Source organism: Amycolatopsis rubida (genome assembly GCF_900115345.1).
Classification (GTDB): Bacteria; Actinomycetota; Actinomycetes; order Mycobacteriales; family Pseudonocardiaceae; genus Amycolatopsis; species Amycolatopsis rubida.
The window spans coordinates 54950-69394 of record NZ_FOWC01000009.1; the positions used below are offsets into that span (position 1 = coordinate 54950).

Consider the following 14445-nt stretch of genomic DNA (forward strand, 5'->3'; position numbering starts at 1 on the left):
CCGCGCGGGCAGACTGGCGCGGGTGAGCGATGCAGTGGGTTCCTTTCCGCAATACGAAGTGTTCGCCGACGAATTCCTCGACCACGCGCAGAACGGGTTCTACAACGCGCATTACGACCGCCCGGCCTGCCTGGAATTGCTGGGCGACGTCGCCGGGCAGCACGTCCTCGACGCCGCGTGCGGTCCTGGCCTCTACGCCGAAGAACTGACCGCCCGCGGCGCGCGGGTGACCGGGTTCGACCTCAGCCCGCGCATGGTCGAGCTGAGCCGGGAGCGGGTGCCGGCGGGCGAGTTCCGCGTCCAGGACCTGGCCGAACCGCTGAGCTGGCTGCCGGACGCGTCGGTGGACCAGGTGCTGTTCGCCCTCGCGCTGGAGTATGTGGACGACCGGGTCGGCGCCCTGCGCGAGTTCCGCCGGGTGCTGCGGCCGGGCGGCGCGCTGGTGCTGTCGAGGCAGCATCCGACCGGCGACTGGCTCCGGCACGGCGGCAACTACTTCGAGGTCCGGGTGATCGAGGAGGTCTGGAGCCGCGGCTGGAGGGTCCGGTACTGGCTGGCTCCGCTGGAGCGCACCTGCGAGGAGTTGCGCGAGGCCGGATTCCTGATCGAGCAGCTGCGCGAGGGACGTCCGTCCGCCGAAGCCGCCTTGGCCGATCCGGAACGGCATGCTCGCCTTGCCCGGGAACCGGTCGGCTTCCTCACCGTGCGCGCGATTCCGCGGGTCAGCTGAAGGTGTGCTGCGGCGGCAGGACGGTGCAGGCGAGGCCGTGTCCGGTCGCTGGTTCGCCAGCCAGCAGCGCCGCGTCCGCCTGGGCGACGTCGGCAACGCGCACCGGAGACCCGTTGACCAGCAACGGGAATCGGATTGGTGCGGCACCGACGTAAGCGTGCACTCCGGAAAGCAGCACGCCATCCAGCCGGATGTCGGCGTTGTCCAGCATCGCCAGGTCGTACCGATTCCCGCGGCCCTCGCAGATGTCCAGCACCGCCAGCTGTTCTGGCGTCGCGAACCAGACGAAGTGGTTCTCCGCCACGCCCGGCAGCGCGGCGAGCGTTGCCGGGCGCTGGCCGTCGCGTCGCCGCAACCCGGCGGCCCACACCGCGGCGAGCCCGGTGCACTGCACGCGCGCCGCGACCACCGGCCCGGTCAGGCCGAGCTGGGTGCGCAGCCAGGTGATCTTCGACGGGCACGCGTTCGACCCGTACGCGAGCACCGGCGTGCGAGAACGCCACCCCGGCGGCGCGGTGTCCAAGGCGTGGCCCGCGCCGTCGAGGTGCACGTACGAGCAGTCCGGCTGGGTTCCCGGGTACGGGTCGGCCGGATAGTCCGCGTCAGCGAAAAGGATCAGAATTCCACCACGCTGCGCAGCACGTCGCCGTGGTGCATTCGCTCGAAAGCCTGCTCCACGCCGTCGACGCCGATCCGCTCCGTGACGAACTTGTCCAGCGGCAGCCTGCCTTGCAGGTACAGGTCGACCAGCATCGGGAAGTCCCGCGACGGCAGGCAGTCGCCGTACCACGACGACTTCAGCGAACCGCCGCGCGAGAAGAAGTCGATCAGCGGCAGGTCGTCGAGCTTCATGTCCGGCGTGGGCACGCCGACCAGCACGACGGTACCGGCGAGGTCGCGGCCGTAGAATGCCTGCCGCCAGGTCTCCGGGCGGCCGACCGCGTCGATCACGACGTCCGGGCCGAACGAGTTCGTCGCGTCCTGCATCGCGGCGACCACGTCCTCCTCGCTCAGTCCGCGGCTGTTGACCGTGTGCGTGGCCCCGAAGTCCTTGGCCCACTGGAGTTTCCGGTCGTCGGTGTCGATCGCGACGATCGTGGTCGCCCCGGCCAGCCGCGCACCCGCGACGGCCGCGTCGCCGACGCCGCCGCAGCCGATCACCGCGACCGAATCGCCGCGCCCGACCGCCCCGGTGTTGATCGCCGCGCCCAGCCCGGCCATCACGCCGCAGCCCAGCAGCCCGGCGACGGCGGGTTCGGCCCGCTCGTCGACCTTGGTGCACTGTCCACTGTGGACGAGCGTCTTGCCGAGGAACGCTCCGACGCCCAGCGCGGGCGACAGCTTCGTGCCGTCGGTGAGCGTCATGGGCTGCTCGGCGTTGAAAGTCGAGAAGCAGTACCAGGGCTTACCGCGTTTGCAGGCCCGGCAGGTGCCGCAGACCGCGCGCCAGTTCAGGATCACGTAGTCGCCAGGTGCGAGATCGGTGACGCCCGCGCCGACCTTGTCCACCCGTCCCGCGGCCTCGTGCCCGAGCAGGAACGGGAACTCGTCGTTGATCCCGCCCTCGCGATAGTGCAGGTCGGTGTGGCACACCCCGCACGCCTGCACCGAGACGACCGCCTCGCCCGGTCCGGGGTCGGGCACCACCACCGTTTCGAGCGTGACCGGCTCACCCTTGGCCCGCGACACCACTCCCTGGACCTCGTACGGCATGCGCACAACCTTTCACCCGCGACGGCGTTCCCAGCCGCAGCTAACCACGGATCATGCGCATATCGCCATAGCCCAGCCTCGTGAGTGTTGATCGCGGTCAGCACTGGGATTGCCGCTCACGAGCCACCTACTCCTCCCTCACCATATCCAGCTGCCCACATACTCCTGCAACAGACGAAACAGAATCCAACCCAACGCAGGCACCCGCCCCGGACCCTTGAAGCGCCCGCCGCCACCGGCGATGTCCTCAGGCCGCGCCCCGGCCCACGATCTCGCGGGACGCCGTGCGCTCTTTCCGGAAGAGCGCCCTGATGTCGTCCGCTGATTCCTCCGCGCCGACCGACCACTTCCCGGTCTCGGGGTCGTTCTCGCCCCAGACCGGATCCACGTCCTCGCCCAGGAATCCCCAGCGCAGCCGGCCTCAGCCAGGCCGTCCAGCTCGTGCAGCAGCGCGGCCCGGTAATAGCCGAGGTAAGCGAGGAGCAGTTCTCCGGGGGTCCGACAGGGTATCCGGGGGTTCGGTCCCGGAGGCACACCAACCCCGGACCGGCGAGGCGAACCAGCGCGTTTTACGGGGTGATCAGGTAGACCACGCCGCCCGGCCCGCTGGCCACCGCGCCGCTCTCGGTGTGCCGCTTCGTGCGCTGCCAGATCTTCTCGAACTGGTCCCGCTTGTACACCGTGCGCACGCGGCCATCGGAGCTGGACGCCGGGTCGTTCGCGATCACGTCGCCCGCCTGGGTGAAGCCGACGACGACCATCAGGTGTCCGGCCGTGCCGTAGCCCGCGCCGTCGAGTTCGCTGGCCAGGAACGACTGCGAGGTGATCACCGGGATGCCGTGCGCGATGTAGCCTTCGAGTTCGTTGAGGTCGTGCAGCCGGGTGATGTGCCCGCGCAAGCCCAGCGAAGCGGCGTACGCGGTGTTGAACGGCCAGTTGCCGGTGCCGTCGTAGGCGTAGTCGTAGGTGCCGCGCGCGGCGTAGACGACCGACCGGTCCTGGTAGTCCGCCGGGATCCAGTCCATCTGCTGCGCGGTCGGCTTGCGGTGCCAGTATTCGGCGACCATCTCGGTCGAGGTCGGGCTGCACCAGGCCTCACCGCCGCCGCCGTACTGCGGGAACTGTCCTTTGTGGATGTTCTGGGCGAACGGCGGCACCTTCAGCTCGATCCCGCGCGCTCGGCCGGGCTTGGTGGTCTGGACGTCGAACCGGTCGGGGACGTTCGAGGTCATCGCGCCGAGTGAGGACAGCGTCGGCGTGGTCGGCGAACCCTGCTCGCGGTAGAGCGTCACGCGCAACTGGTACGAGCGCAGCGTGACGCCTGCCTTCGTGGCGAGCGTGTCGACGTCGACCGAGGCGTTGTCGTCGCTCTGCCCGTCGACGCTGGTGCGGTGGATGTCCGCGTCCCCGCTGGCCCAGCGGCCCATCGTGTACCACGTGGTTTCGGCCCCGGCCGAAGTCCGGCCGCGCGCCTGCACCTCAAGCCACGTCTTGGCCGGGGTGCGCGCGTTCCACGACGCGATCAGCTGCGTCGCGTCGAAGCCCTGCCGGTACTTCGGCGACGTCCAGGTGCCGTAGTCGTAGGTGCGCGTGGTGCCGAGCCCCGGTTCGGTGTGCGCGACGCTGCCGATCGGATGCGTGATCCGCAGGCCGCCGTAGCCGAAGCCGAGCCCGTCGAGCTTGCCGGCGAAGAACGAGCCGGACGACCATTCGTGGTAGTCGATGGACTCGTCGTTACGCGCGTGCTGCGGTTCCGCGGCGGCCTGTGCCGCACCAGCCGTGAGCATGACGATGGACAGTAACGTGACCAACCCGCGAACCCGCATTCCGGCTCCGTCCCCAGACCCCAGTGGTAGCCAAAGATTTTCGCCTTCCGGAGCGGGTAAGTAAAGAGCCGCCGCTACAACACTGCTTGCGTCTGGGTGATTTTCGCGGCGAGCTTGCCGTCGTCGTCGCGGATTTCGGTCTCGACGACCACGACGCGGCGTCCGGCGTGCAATGGTGTGGACGACGCAATGGCATACCCCGAACGGACGCCGCGCAGGAAGTTCGTCTTGGACTCCAGCGTCGTCGTGCCCTGCGCGCCTTCGGGAAGATTGAGGAACGCGCAGACCGCGCCGGTCGAATCGGCCAGCGCCATCAGGGCGCCGCCGTGCAGCACTCCGCCGAGCGTGCACAGGGATTCGTCCCACGCGATCCGGCTGCGGACCAGGGCCGGGCCGTGCTCCAGCACCTCGATGCCGAGCCGCTCGCTGAACGGCATCGTTTTATGGAACAGCTGCGTGCCTTCGACGTCGGTCATGCCGAGCAGTCAACCGCAGCCGGACGCGTGGAGTCGATTACCTCGCGGGTAATCAGCTGAGCGGGTTGGTCAGCAGCAGCTCGGTGTTGCGGTCGCCTGCCTCGCCGACGTGGCTGAGGTTCGCGTGGATGTCGTTGTAGGAGAACTCGCGGTACATCGAGGCGAGCGCGTCGGGGGTCCGGGCGGAGTAGTCCGCGGCGTACGGGGCGTCGGCCTCGATGAGCGTGGTGAACACCGACAGCGTGCCGTCGTGGTTGTCGGCCAGTTCGATGATCCGCGCGTGCTGCGGGAAGTCGATGTGGCTGGCGGTGTTGATCTCCCAGAAGCTCTGCGCCGGGGTCTTGCCGACGTGCGGGGTGATCTTGTTGAGGTGGGTGTGCCCGTTGACCCATGCCACGACGTTCGGGAAGCGCTGCACCATCGCGACGAACGTGTCGCCGTTCAGCCGCGGGTCGAGCAGGTGGCGCGCGTCGGGCAGGAGGTTGCCCATGGTGCCGCTGGTGTGGTGGCTGAAGAGGACGAACAGCTCGTCGGTGACGGAATGGGTCACCTTGCGGCCGAAGAAGTCGTAGTACGTCGAGCTGTTGCGCTTGAGTGTCGCTTCGACCCAGTTGAACTGCGCGAGCCCGATCGAACCGTCCGCAAACCCGCCCTGCGTGGTGGTGTCGAGGCTGATCCCGGTGACGCCGGGAGCGATCCGGAAGGCGTAGTAGACGTCGCGCCCGTCGGAGTTGGCGTCGGTGAAGCCGTGCCCGACCGGCCCCGGCCCGGTGTTCTTCGCGGCGAGATGCGCCTTGACGAACTCCGACGTGCTGAACGGCCGCCGGCGCGGATCCGGCGTGACCTCGCGAACGGTGCCGCCGCCGAACAACTCGCCGAGCGGCACACTCTTGCCCTGTTGGATGGCGGTGCCGAGCTTGCGCGCGCTGCTCTCGTCCTTGCCGACGACCTTGTATTTGCCGGTGTACCAGCCCTCGATGCCCGGGATGCCCTCCGGCAGCGTGCCGACGACGCTGTCGTCGTGATTGCCGAACGTGCAGTACCAGGGCAGGTTCAACCCAGGCGCGGTGAACGCCGCGATCCCGGCTTCGAGCAGCCCGGGGACCTGCGGAAAGCCCTTCTTGGTGTAGTCATCGGCTAGCCGTGTGCCCGGGTTCCAGAACTCTGGATTGCCAGAAGCCTGGACCCCCTCGTAGCGGTTCGGGTCGCCGGAGTTGGGCGTGATCGCGCCGCCGTTGAGCGTCGTGAGGAACCAGTCGAGCTCAAGCAGTTCGTGGTTGTCGGTGTTGTCGCCAGTGGTCACGACGAAGTCGAACTGCCGCCCAGTGAACGGCCCCACGCGCAAACTGTTGACCCGCTTGACGAGCGCACTGGTCGCGACGGTGCCCAGCGTTTCCTGCGGCCGGTGCGCGGACCCGATGAACGGATGCAGATACTCGAACCGAGCGGGCGATTCGGTGTCGGTGATATGCAGGTCGGTGAACTGCACGAACGCCCCGAGCGCGGTCCGCCGGTCGTCGCGCCCGGACTTGCCCTCAACGAGGTCCGCCCGGACCGCGACCGGCCAGCCCGGCCCGGCGGAAAGCCGCGAGTACCCAGTGGCTGCCCCGGAAGCGGCCTGGTCAAGCGTGGTCCCAGCAGTCCGCACGGCCCGCTGAGCGGTCCGCCTCAACGCACGGTCCAGCGCGTTGGCCGTGGGAGTGCACAGCAGCAACCCCACCCCAGCCGCACCCGCGGTGGTGAACGCCCGCCTGGTCAGTTCCGCCATGTTTTCGCTCCCCGTCTCGCCGGCCCCTCGCACGCTCCTGGACGCCCATGACGGGCCGGTGAACTACGCCGAAGCAGAACGCGAAGGTATCTCACATTTGTCGTGACAATGCGGGAGACTCTGTCACGCCGACCCGGGTGCCACTACCGCCGAACGGAGGGGAGGCCAGGCCGTGCCCAGCGGTACGTGAGGGACGCCCTCACCGCCGCTGATTCCCTGAGGGTTCCCCTCACGACCAGCTACCGGGCCGGGAGGGGCCCGCACGGACCCGCCCGCCCCGCGCCCCGCCGGGATGCGCCCCAAGGTGACATTGGGTGCAGGCGACGTATCGAATGCCGCTTCGGGGCGCTAGCCCCACTCGCGAAACCGCCGCCGGTGCACCCAGCGAACGGTGCACCCGCACCACCCCCGCACCCCGCTGCGAAGCCCACATGCGGTCCGAGGGTGCTTGCCAAGGCATCTTTCCCGCCTTGACAAGCACCCTCGGACCGTCAGCACAACCAAGCTTCGGGGTGCCCCACGCAAGCAACCGGGCGCGGTGTCGCCGCCAGGCGACGAGCCGCCCCCGACCTCAGCAGTAAAACGCGCAAGTGGCCCCCACCGCCGACAACGACACAAAGAACCACACCAAGAAAATCACCGCCGGAATAGCCGCCAGGATCCCGCAAACCAGCCCGGCGATCCCCATCCCCTGCCCGGTCCACCCGGGCTTCCCGCCCTGCACCATCCCGGCCCACGACAGCCCGATCGCGGTAATCGCCGCGACCACGTCAAAGAACGGAACCCAGAAGAAGATCAACGCGACGATCCCGACCACCATCCCGGCGATCGCGAGCCCGCTGGTCTTCAACGGCGCGCCCCCCGGATACGGAGCCGCATACGGCGCCCCGTACATCGGCGCTCCATAGGGTGCCGGCGCGTATCCCGGCGTGGGCGTGGGCCCGGACGGATACCCAGGCGAGGGCACCGGCCCGGAAGGATGCCCCTGCGCCGGGTCCTGGCCGGGATAAGGCTGCTGCTGATAAGGGTCCGTCATGGCTGCACTCCTGCTACGACTGTGGCGACGGTGAGTCGTCGGCGGCTAACGGCGAAACGCTACGCGCGGTCGCCGGTCGATGTGACGGTTTTCAGCCTTTCAACCCGGATTCGGTGACCCCGCGTACCAGATATCGCTGGAGGAACGCGAAGAGCGCCGCGATCGGCACGATCGACAGCAACGCGGCCAGGAACAGCAGGTTCAGCTGCGGGTTCTGCGCGGTCAGCAGCCCGGACAGGGCGACCTGCACCGTCCACGAGTCCGGCGACTGCGCGATGATCAGCGGCCACAGGAACGCGTTCCAGCTGCCGATCACGGTGATCACCGCGATCGCCGCGAAGAAGCCCCGCGAGTTCGGCACCACGATCTTGCGGAAGACGCCCCAGCGGGACAGGCCGTCAACGCGGCCGGCGTCTTCCAGTTCCTTCGGGAAGTCCAGGAAGTACTGCCGGAACAGGAAAACGCTGAACGCGCTGAACAGGCCGGGGATGACCAGGCCGCGGAAATCCGAGAGCCAGCCGAGCGTCGACACCACCACGAAACTCGGCACGAACGTCACCGACGTCGGGATCATCAGCGTCGCCAGCACCGCGTAGAACACCGGCTTCGAGTAGCGGTAGGGCACCCGCGCCAGGCCGTAGCCAGCGAGCGAGCACACCACCAGCAGGCCCACGGTTTGCAGCACCGCGACGACGACCGAGTTCACGATGCTGCGCGCGAACGGCACGTCCTGCTGGTCGAACAGCTTCGTGAAGTTCTCCCAGTGGATCTGCTTCGGCCACAGCGTCCAACCGGGCGCGGTGAGCTCCGCGCGCGAGGCGAGACCGTTGCGCAGCAACAGGTAGAACGGCAGCAGGAAGAGGATCGCGGACACGGCAAGCGCTGTCCAGCGAAGCACCGCGCGGATCATGTCGCGCTCCGATCGAACCGGAAAAGCTTGCCCTGGAGGAGAGTCACCGCGGCGATCAGCAGCGCCAGGATGATCGCGCCCGCGCTGCCGCGGCCAAGATCCTGGCCGCCGGAGCCGAGGGAGGTGTAGTAGAGGTACACCAGCGGCGGCCGCGCGAACGGCGGGTAACCCCGGGAATCACCCATGATGTTGTAGAACTCGTCGAACGCCTGATAGGCGTTGATCAGATTCAGCAGCAGCACGGCCACCGACGTCGCGCGCAGCTGCGGCAGCGTGATGTGCCGGAAAACCTGCCAACCCGGCTTCGCGCCGTCGAGCCACGCCGCTTCGTACAGATGCCGCGGAATCCGCTGCAGCGCGGCGAGGAACAGGATCATGTAGAAGCCGAGCTGTAGCCACAGCCGGGCGGTCACCAGCACGACCCAGTACAGCGGCGGGTGCACGGTGCCGGTCCACGCCACCGGGTCGATGCCGAAGACGCCGAGCACGGTGTTCGCGAGACCGTAGCGGACGCCGGAGAACAGCGACGTCTTCCAGATCAGCGACGCCACCACGTACGAGCACGCGAAGGGCAGGAAGAACACCGAACGGAAGAACGCCTTCGCGAACCGAAGCTGGTTCACGCCGACCGCCAAGGCCAGCGACAGCACGAACGTCAGCGGCACGATGAACAGGGCGAACACGCTGAACGTGCCGAGGCTCGCGACGAACGGGCCGTCGGAGAGCATGTGCGCGTAGTTGTCCAGTCCGACGAAGACGCTGGGGGTGACTGTGTTGCGCGCGTCGAAGAACGACAGGTACAGGCTCCACCCGATCGGCACGTAGGCGAAGATCGCCAGGCCGAGCACGAACGGGCCCACGAACCCCCAGAACGCCAGCGTGTCCCGGGTTTTCCGGGACAGTCTCATCCGAACAGGCGTTTCAGCTCGGACTGCGCGACGGTGACCGCGGCCTTCGTCTGCGCCACCGGGTCCGCGCCCTCCTTGGCGATCTTCGCGACCGCGTCCGACAGCGCGGTGTTCGACGTCTGCGTCCACACTGGACCGCCGATGAGGTGGCTGTTCTCCTTGACGAACTTCACCACGTCCGCGGCCGGACCGCTTTGCAGCGTCTGCGCCTTGTCGATCAGGCTCTGCCGGGCGGGCACGTGGAAGCCGTAGCGGGTGGCGAACTCCAGCTGGCTGTCGGTCTGGTCGATCCACAGCCACTTCACGAACGCCTTGGCCTCGTTGACGTGCGCGCTCTTCGCGTTGACCATCGCGCCGTACGCGCCGACCGGGACCGACGGCTTGCCGCTGTCGTCCAGCTTCGGGAACGGCAGCACGCCGAAGTCGTCGTTGAGCGCGTCGCGGATCTTCGGGACGTTCCAAAGCCCGGTCCACTGCATCGCGCAGAGCCCGTCGACGAACGCGCCAGGATCCGACCAGTCGGCGGGCGCACCGAGCAGCAGGGAACCGTTGGTGTTCAACGTGTGCAGCTTGCCGAACGCGGCGGCCGCGCGCGGATCGTCGAAGCCGACCTCGCGGTTGTTGTTCTTCAGGTAGTCCAGCCCGGCCGACCACAGCAGCGGTCCGGTGAGCGTGCCGACGCCGCCGTCATTGCCCGCGAAGAACCCCTTCACGCCGTCCTTCGACAGCTTGCTCGCGGCGTCGATCAGCTCGTCCACGGTCTGCGGCGGCTGCACACCGGCGGCCTGCAGCATGCTCTTGCGGTAGAAGAGGACCTGGGTGTCGGTGGCCTGCGGAATGCCGTAGACCTTGCCCTCCACGGTCTGCGCGGCGAGCACGGCAGGGCTGAAGTCGTTCTTGACCGGCCCGATGATGTCGTCGAGCGGCACCACCTGGTTCTGCCGGACCCAGTCGATCTTCACCTGCGCCTCGAACACGTCCGGCACCGGGCTGTTCTGCAGCGCGGTGACGATCTTCGAGTCGTAGTCGCCGGGGTTCCACACCACGTTGACCTTCGCGGCCGGGTAGCTGGCCGCGTAGTTCTTGACGGCTTGCTGCACGCCGTCTTCGCCGTAGGCGTGGTACCACTGCTGCAGCGTGACCTTCGGGGCCTGCGACGGGGTCGAGGCTCCCGCCGACATCGCCGTGGACGGCGGCGGATCCCCGGGACGCCCGGTGTTCGACCCGCACGCGGCCGCGACCGCGCCCACCGCCGCCGTTCCCGCCAACGACAGGAACGACCTCCTGCTCCGCTGCTGCATCCCCAGTTCTCCTCCGACGTGCTGGGAAGGGCTCCTTGCGTGCACCAGATTTCCGTACGAAGCCCTTCCCAGGCCGACAACTCGCCGGAGATTTACCGCTCAGAGGTGTGAGATGTCGAGCTTTCCCTCGGAGTAGGACGCGCGCAGCCGCTTCTTGTCGAACTTGCCGACACTCGTCTTGGGCACCTCCTCCACGAACGTCCAGTTCTCCGGCAGCTGCCACTTCGCGACCTTGCCCGACAGGTACTCGCGCAGTTCTTCAGCGGTGACCTGCTGGCCCTCCCGCACCACGACGGCGACCAGCGGGCGTTCGTCCCATTTCTCGTCCGGGATGCCGACGACCGCCGCCTCGGCTACCGCCGGATGGCCCATCACGGCGTTCTCCAGGTCCACCGACGAGATCCATTCGCCGCCGGACTTGATCACGTCCTTGGCGCGGTCGGTCAGCGTCAGGAAGCCGTCCGGGCTGATCTTGCCGACGTCACCCGTGCGCAGCCAGCCGTCGTGGAACTTCTCCGGGTCAGGCGTGGGAGCACCGTCCGATCCTCCGTAGTAACTCCCCGCGATCCACGGACCGGACACCTCCAGCTCGCCGACCGCCTCGTTGTCCCACGGCAGTTCCTCGCCGTCGTCGTCGATCAGCCGGGCCGCCACGGACGCCGGGAACCGGCCCTGGGTGTAGCGGTAGGCCCAGCGCTCCTCTCCGGTCGCGCTGGCGGGCGGACGCGCGACGCTGCCCAGCGGCGACGTCTCGGTCATGCCCCACGCGTGCAGGATCGGCACGTCGTAGCGCTCCTCGAAGGCGTGCATCAGCGACGGCGGCGCGGCCGATCCGCCGACGACCACCTCGCGCACGTGGCTGATGTCCTGCGGGTTCGCGTCCAGGTGTGCGAGCAGGCCCTGCCAGATCGTCGGCACCGCGGCGGCGAAGGTCGGCTTCTCCGCGGCCAGCAGCGCCGCGATCGGAGCCGGCTGCAGGAACCGGTCCGGCATCAGCAGCGAGGCTCCGACCATCATCGCCGCGTACGGCAGGCCCCACGACATCGCGTGGAACATCGGCACGATCGCCAGCGCCAGGTCTTCCTGGGCGAGCCGCATGCTGTCGGTCATGCAGACCTGCATCGAGTGCAGCCAGATCGACCGGTGCGAGTAGACGACGCCCTTCGGGTCGCCGGTGGTGCCGGAGGTGTAACACATCGCGGCGGCGGCCCGCTCGTCGATCTCCGGCCAGTCGAACTCGTCGGACTGCTTGGCCAGCAGCTCGTCGTAGGAGTGCACGGTGATGCCCTCGGGCGCGGTCAGCGCGGACGCGTGGCCGTTGGCCACGATCACGTGCTTGACCGTCTTCATCCCCGGCAGGTTGCTCGCCAGCAGCGGCACGAGCGTGCCGTCGACGATGACGACGTGGTCCTCCGCGTGGTTCGCCACGAAGACCAGCTGTTCGGGGAACAGCCGGATGTTCAGCGTGTGCAGCACCGCGCCCATGGCGGGCACCGCGAGGTAGGCGGCGAGGTGCTCGGCGTTGTTCCACATGAACGTGCCGACCCGCTGGTCGCCGGTGACGCCGAGACCGCGCAGCGCGTTCGCCAGCCGGGCGGCGTGCCTGCCGAGCTCCGCATAGGTCTCCCGGCGGGCTTCTGAACCGGTCCAGGTGACGACTTCGCTCTTCGCGTGCACCTTCGTGCCGTGGCGCAGCAGCTTCGCGAGCGACAGCTGTCCGTCCTGCATCGTGCTCAACATGGGTGACTCCCGTGGTGCTCGTTCGCCGGTGAACTGGGGTGCGCCCGACTCTAATGCGGATCCGCCGGATCGGGCACGAACAAGTTCGGTCACGGCTTGTCGGCCCTCTCCCGCCATCGGGTGGCGGCCGCGCGCTTTCATGATCCACTTCTGTCGCGATTCCTGTTGCGAGACAAGAAAATGCGTTGTGTTAACTGCGTCGAAATACACTCCCGTTCGGGTGAGGTAATGGGGGCGGAAATGAGCCCTCTGAGGCCGTTTTCACAGGTCGCGAGGGGTCCCCTCGCGCAGGTCCGCCGCGCCCGTCGACGGGTGATAAGTGCGTGTCGGTTGCGCGTACTGCGGGCACGTGGCGTTTACTGGGGCCGTGGTAAGTGACGGCTGGCCAGCGCTTGCAGCTGCAAGCATCGGCTGAGACCGTCGGCCGCGAAAGCGGAGACCTGAGAGGAAAGGACATTACGTTGGCTCTGCCCACGTTGACTCCGGAGCAGCGCGCCGAGGCCCTCGCCAAGGCGGCAGAGGCTCGTAAGGCGCGTTCGGAGCTGCTCGCTTCGATCAAGTCCGGCAAGGAGAGCATCGAGTCGGTGCTCAAGCGGGCCAAGGAGAACAAGACCGTCGGCAAGACGAAGGTCACGCAGCTTCTCAAGGCGGTGCCCGGCCTGGGCGCGGTCAAGGTCGCCGCGCTGCTCGAGCAGGCGGGGATCGACCCCGACCGCCGGGCCGCTGGCCTGGGCGAACGGCAGCGCGAAGCGCTGATCGACGCGCTCAAGTAACGCTGATCCGGCGGCCGCGGGGAAGGTGTGCGCGAAGGTGTTGCACCGACGACACTTTCCCCGCGGCGCTCCCGGATCCTGAGACGCTGGTGGAGTGACGACCAGTACCGAGCCGGCGACCCCGGCCGAGACCACCGTCCGCTACCAGCGTGGCGACTTCCTGTTCGCGACCGCCCGGCGTGCCCTGCTCGCCCGCGGTGCGCTCGGGACCGTCACCGACGCCGACCCTCGCCGCCTCGCCCGTTCGGCAGCCGCTGAGCTGGCCCGTTCCGGCGTGCCGCTCGCCGTCGGCGTGCTGCCGTTCGACACCGGACCCGGCGCTGCCTCACCGGGGCACCTCGTGCTGCCCCGGACCGTGCATCGCGCCCAGGCCGGCTCCGAGACCCCGGTCGCGCCGCCCTCCGTCGACCTGCCCGCCCCGGCGGCCACCCGGCGGCTTCCGTCCGCCGACGGCCACCGCGAGAACGTGCGGGCGGCCGTCAACGCTCTGCGCGACCGCGACCTGCGCAAAGCCGTGCTGGCCCGCGCGCTGGAGCTGGAATTCGACGCGCCGATCCCGGTCGAGGGGATCGTGCGCAACCTCGCCCGCGGCAACCCGCGCCACTTCACTTACGCCGCCGAACTGCCCGGCGGCCGCACCCTCGTCGGGGCCACCCCTGAGCTGCTGCTTTCCCGGGCGGGCGACTCTGTGTTCACGACCCCGCACGCCGGGTCGATGCCGCGTTCGGCCGACCCGGAGACCGACCGGGCCAACGGCGCAGCCCTCCTCGCGTCCGCGAAGGACCGGGAAGAACACGACCTGGTGATCGACTACGTGATCGAGTCGCTGCGGCCGTTCTGCCGCGGGCTCGACGTCCCGGCCGGTCCTGAGCTGGTCTCCACGCCCGCCATCTGGCACCTGCGGACGTCCATCACCGGCGAACTGGCGGACCGCTCAGTGACCGCCCTCGACCTCGCCGCCGCGATGCACCCGACCCCGGCGGTCTGCGGCACCCCGACCGTCGCCGCGCGCGACCTGGTGCAGGAACTGGAGCCGTTCGACCGCGGTTACTACGCGGGCGCGATCGGCTGGGTCGACGCGGCGGGAGACGGCGAATGGGCCGTCGCGATCCGGTGCGCCGAGGTGGCCGAGACGTCGATGCGGCTCTTCGCGGGCGGTGGCATCGTGCCCGCGTCGGACCCGGACACCGAGTACCAGGAGACGATCGCGAAGTTCCGCACGCTGCTCGGCGCGATGGGGCTGGACGACAGCGCGTCGTGAGTG

General features: G+C 68.8%; 14 protein-coding genes. 3 read left to right on the forward strand and 11 right to left on the reverse strand.

Going from position 1 to position 14445, the window contains the following annotated elements:
• Positions 1 to 22: 22 nt before the first annotated feature.
• Positions 23 to 730, forward strand: coding sequence for a class I SAM-dependent methyltransferase (locus BM362_RS29740; protein WP_093575368.1), 708 nt, complete (start codon positions 23 to 25; stop codon positions 728 to 730).
• Here BM362_RS29740 and BM362_RS29745 read toward each other — a convergent pair.
• The 11 genes from BM362_RS29745 to BM362_RS29790 form a co-directional block, all read right to left on the reverse strand.
• The gene (locus BM362_RS29745; RefSeq protein ID WP_067575259.1) at positions 723 to 1280 is read right to left on the reverse strand and encodes a hypothetical protein; all 558 of its coding nucleotides are present in this window, start codon (positions 1278 to 1280) and stop codon (positions 723 to 725) included. The two genes, BM362_RS29740 and BM362_RS29745, sit on opposite strands and share 8 nt — an antisense overlap.
• Before the next feature lie 65 nt (positions 1281 to 1345).
• Positions 1346 to 2443 carry an S-(hydroxymethyl)mycothiol dehydrogenase gene (locus BM362_RS29750; protein WP_067575261.1) on the reverse strand — a complete coding sequence of 366 codons (1098 nt, stop codon included), beginning with the start codon at positions 2441 to 2443 and terminating at the stop codon, positions 1346 to 1348.
• 247 nt (positions 2444 to 2690) lie between these two features.
• The gene (locus BM362_RS48440) at positions 2691 to 2831 is read right to left on the reverse strand and encodes a hypothetical protein (protein ID WP_208865381.1); all 141 of its coding nucleotides are present in this window, start codon (positions 2829 to 2831) and stop codon (positions 2691 to 2693) included.
• Between the two features lie 181 nt (positions 2832 to 3012).
• Positions 3013 to 4269, reverse strand: coding sequence for a peptidase C39 family protein (locus BM362_RS29755; protein WP_208865382.1), 1257 nt, complete (start codon positions 4267 to 4269; stop codon positions 3013 to 3015).
• 74 nt (positions 4270 to 4343) lie between these two features.
• Positions 4344 to 4745, reverse strand: coding sequence for a PaaI family thioesterase (locus tag BM362_RS29760; RefSeq protein WP_093575369.1), 402 nt, complete (start codon positions 4743 to 4745; stop codon positions 4344 to 4346).
• A gap of 52 nt (positions 4746 to 4797) precedes the next feature.
• On the reverse strand, positions 4798 to 6513 hold the full coding sequence (locus BM362_RS29765; protein WP_093575370.1) for a TIGR03767 family metallophosphoesterase: 1716 nt from the start codon (positions 6511 to 6513) through the stop codon (positions 4798 to 4800).
• A 571-nt stretch (positions 6514 to 7084) separates the two neighbouring features.
• The gene (locus BM362_RS29770; protein ID WP_067575269.1) at positions 7085 to 7549 is read right to left on the reverse strand and encodes a hypothetical protein; all 465 of its coding nucleotides are present in this window, start codon (positions 7547 to 7549) and stop codon (positions 7085 to 7087) included.
• Positions 7550 to 7640: 91 nt separating this feature from the next.
• Positions 7641 to 8459: a carbohydrate ABC transporter permease gene (locus BM362_RS29775; RefSeq protein ID WP_067575271.1), complete on the reverse strand. Its 819-nt coding sequence runs from the start codon at positions 8457 to 8459 to the stop codon at positions 7641 to 7643.
• Positions 8456 to 9367: a carbohydrate ABC transporter permease gene (locus BM362_RS29780; RefSeq protein WP_067575273.1), complete on the reverse strand. Its 912-nt coding sequence runs from the start codon at positions 9365 to 9367 to the stop codon at positions 8456 to 8458. Before BM362_RS29780 ends, BM362_RS29775 begins: the two co-directional genes overlap by 4 nt.
• Positions 9364 to 10668 (reverse strand): ABC transporter substrate-binding protein, encoded by a 1305-nt coding sequence (locus BM362_RS29785; RefSeq protein WP_093575371.1) that lies wholly within the window; start codon positions 10666 to 10668, stop codon positions 9364 to 9366. Before BM362_RS29785 ends, BM362_RS29780 begins: the two co-directional genes overlap by 4 nt.
• A gap of 99 nt (positions 10669 to 10767) precedes the next feature.
• Positions 10768 to 12408 (reverse strand): long-chain fatty acid--CoA ligase, encoded by a 1641-nt coding sequence (locus BM362_RS29790; RefSeq protein ID WP_093575372.1) that lies wholly within the window; start codon positions 12406 to 12408, stop codon positions 10768 to 10770.
• A 461-nt stretch (positions 12409 to 12869) separates the two neighbouring features.
• On the opposite strand from BM362_RS29790, the gene mihF reads away from it, so the two are divergent.
• Together mihF and BM362_RS29800 are read left to right on the forward strand one after the other, a co-directional pair.
• The gene (mihF, locus tag BM362_RS29795) at positions 12870 to 13181 is read left to right on the forward strand and encodes an integration host factor, actinobacterial type (RefSeq protein WP_020664542.1); all 312 of its coding nucleotides are present in this window, start codon (positions 12870 to 12872) and stop codon (positions 13179 to 13181) included.
• A 94-nt stretch (positions 13182 to 13275) separates the two neighbouring features.
• Positions 13276 to 14442, forward strand: a complete 1167-nt coding sequence (locus BM362_RS29800; RefSeq protein ID WP_093575373.1) for an isochorismate synthase — start codon at positions 13276 to 13278, stop codon at positions 14440 to 14442.
• Positions 14443 to 14445 lie beyond the last annotated feature (3 nt).

Excerpts from the sequence above, each read along its gene's own strand:
- BM362_RS29750 (WP_067575261.1), bottom strand. The coding sequence starts at position 2,443 with ATGCCGTACGAGGTCCAGGGAGTGGTGTCGCGGGCCAAGGGTGAGCCG.
- BM362_RS29755 (WP_208865382.1), bottom strand. The coding sequence starts at position 4,269 with ATGCGGGTTCGCGGGTTGGTCACGTTACTGTCCATCGTCATGCTCACG.
- BM362_RS29760 (WP_093575369.1), bottom strand. The coding sequence starts at position 4,745 with ATGACCGACGTCGAAGGCACGCAGCTGTTCCATAAAACGATGCCGTTC.
- BM362_RS29765 (WP_093575370.1), bottom strand. The coding sequence starts at position 6,513 with ATGGCGGAACTGACCAGGCGGGCGTTCACCACCGCGGGTGCGGCTGGG.
- BM362_RS29770 (WP_067575269.1), bottom strand. The coding sequence starts at position 7,549 with ATGACGGACCCTTATCAGCAGCAGCCTTATCCCGGCCAGGACCCGGCG.
- BM362_RS29775 (WP_067575271.1), bottom strand. The coding sequence starts at position 8,459 with ATGATCCGCGCGGTGCTTCGCTGGACAGCGCTTGCCGTGTCCGCGATC.
- BM362_RS29780 (WP_067575273.1), bottom strand. The coding sequence starts at position 9,367 with ATGAGACTGTCCCGGAAAACCCGGGACACGCTGGCGTTCTGGGGGTTC.
- BM362_RS29785 (WP_093575371.1), bottom strand. The coding sequence starts at position 10,668 with ATGCAGCAGCGGAGCAGGAGGTCGTTCCTGTCGTTGGCGGGAACGGCG.
- BM362_RS29790 (WP_093575372.1), bottom strand. The coding sequence starts at position 12,408 with ATGTTGAGCACGATGCAGGACGGACAGCTGTCGCTCGCGAAGCTGCTG.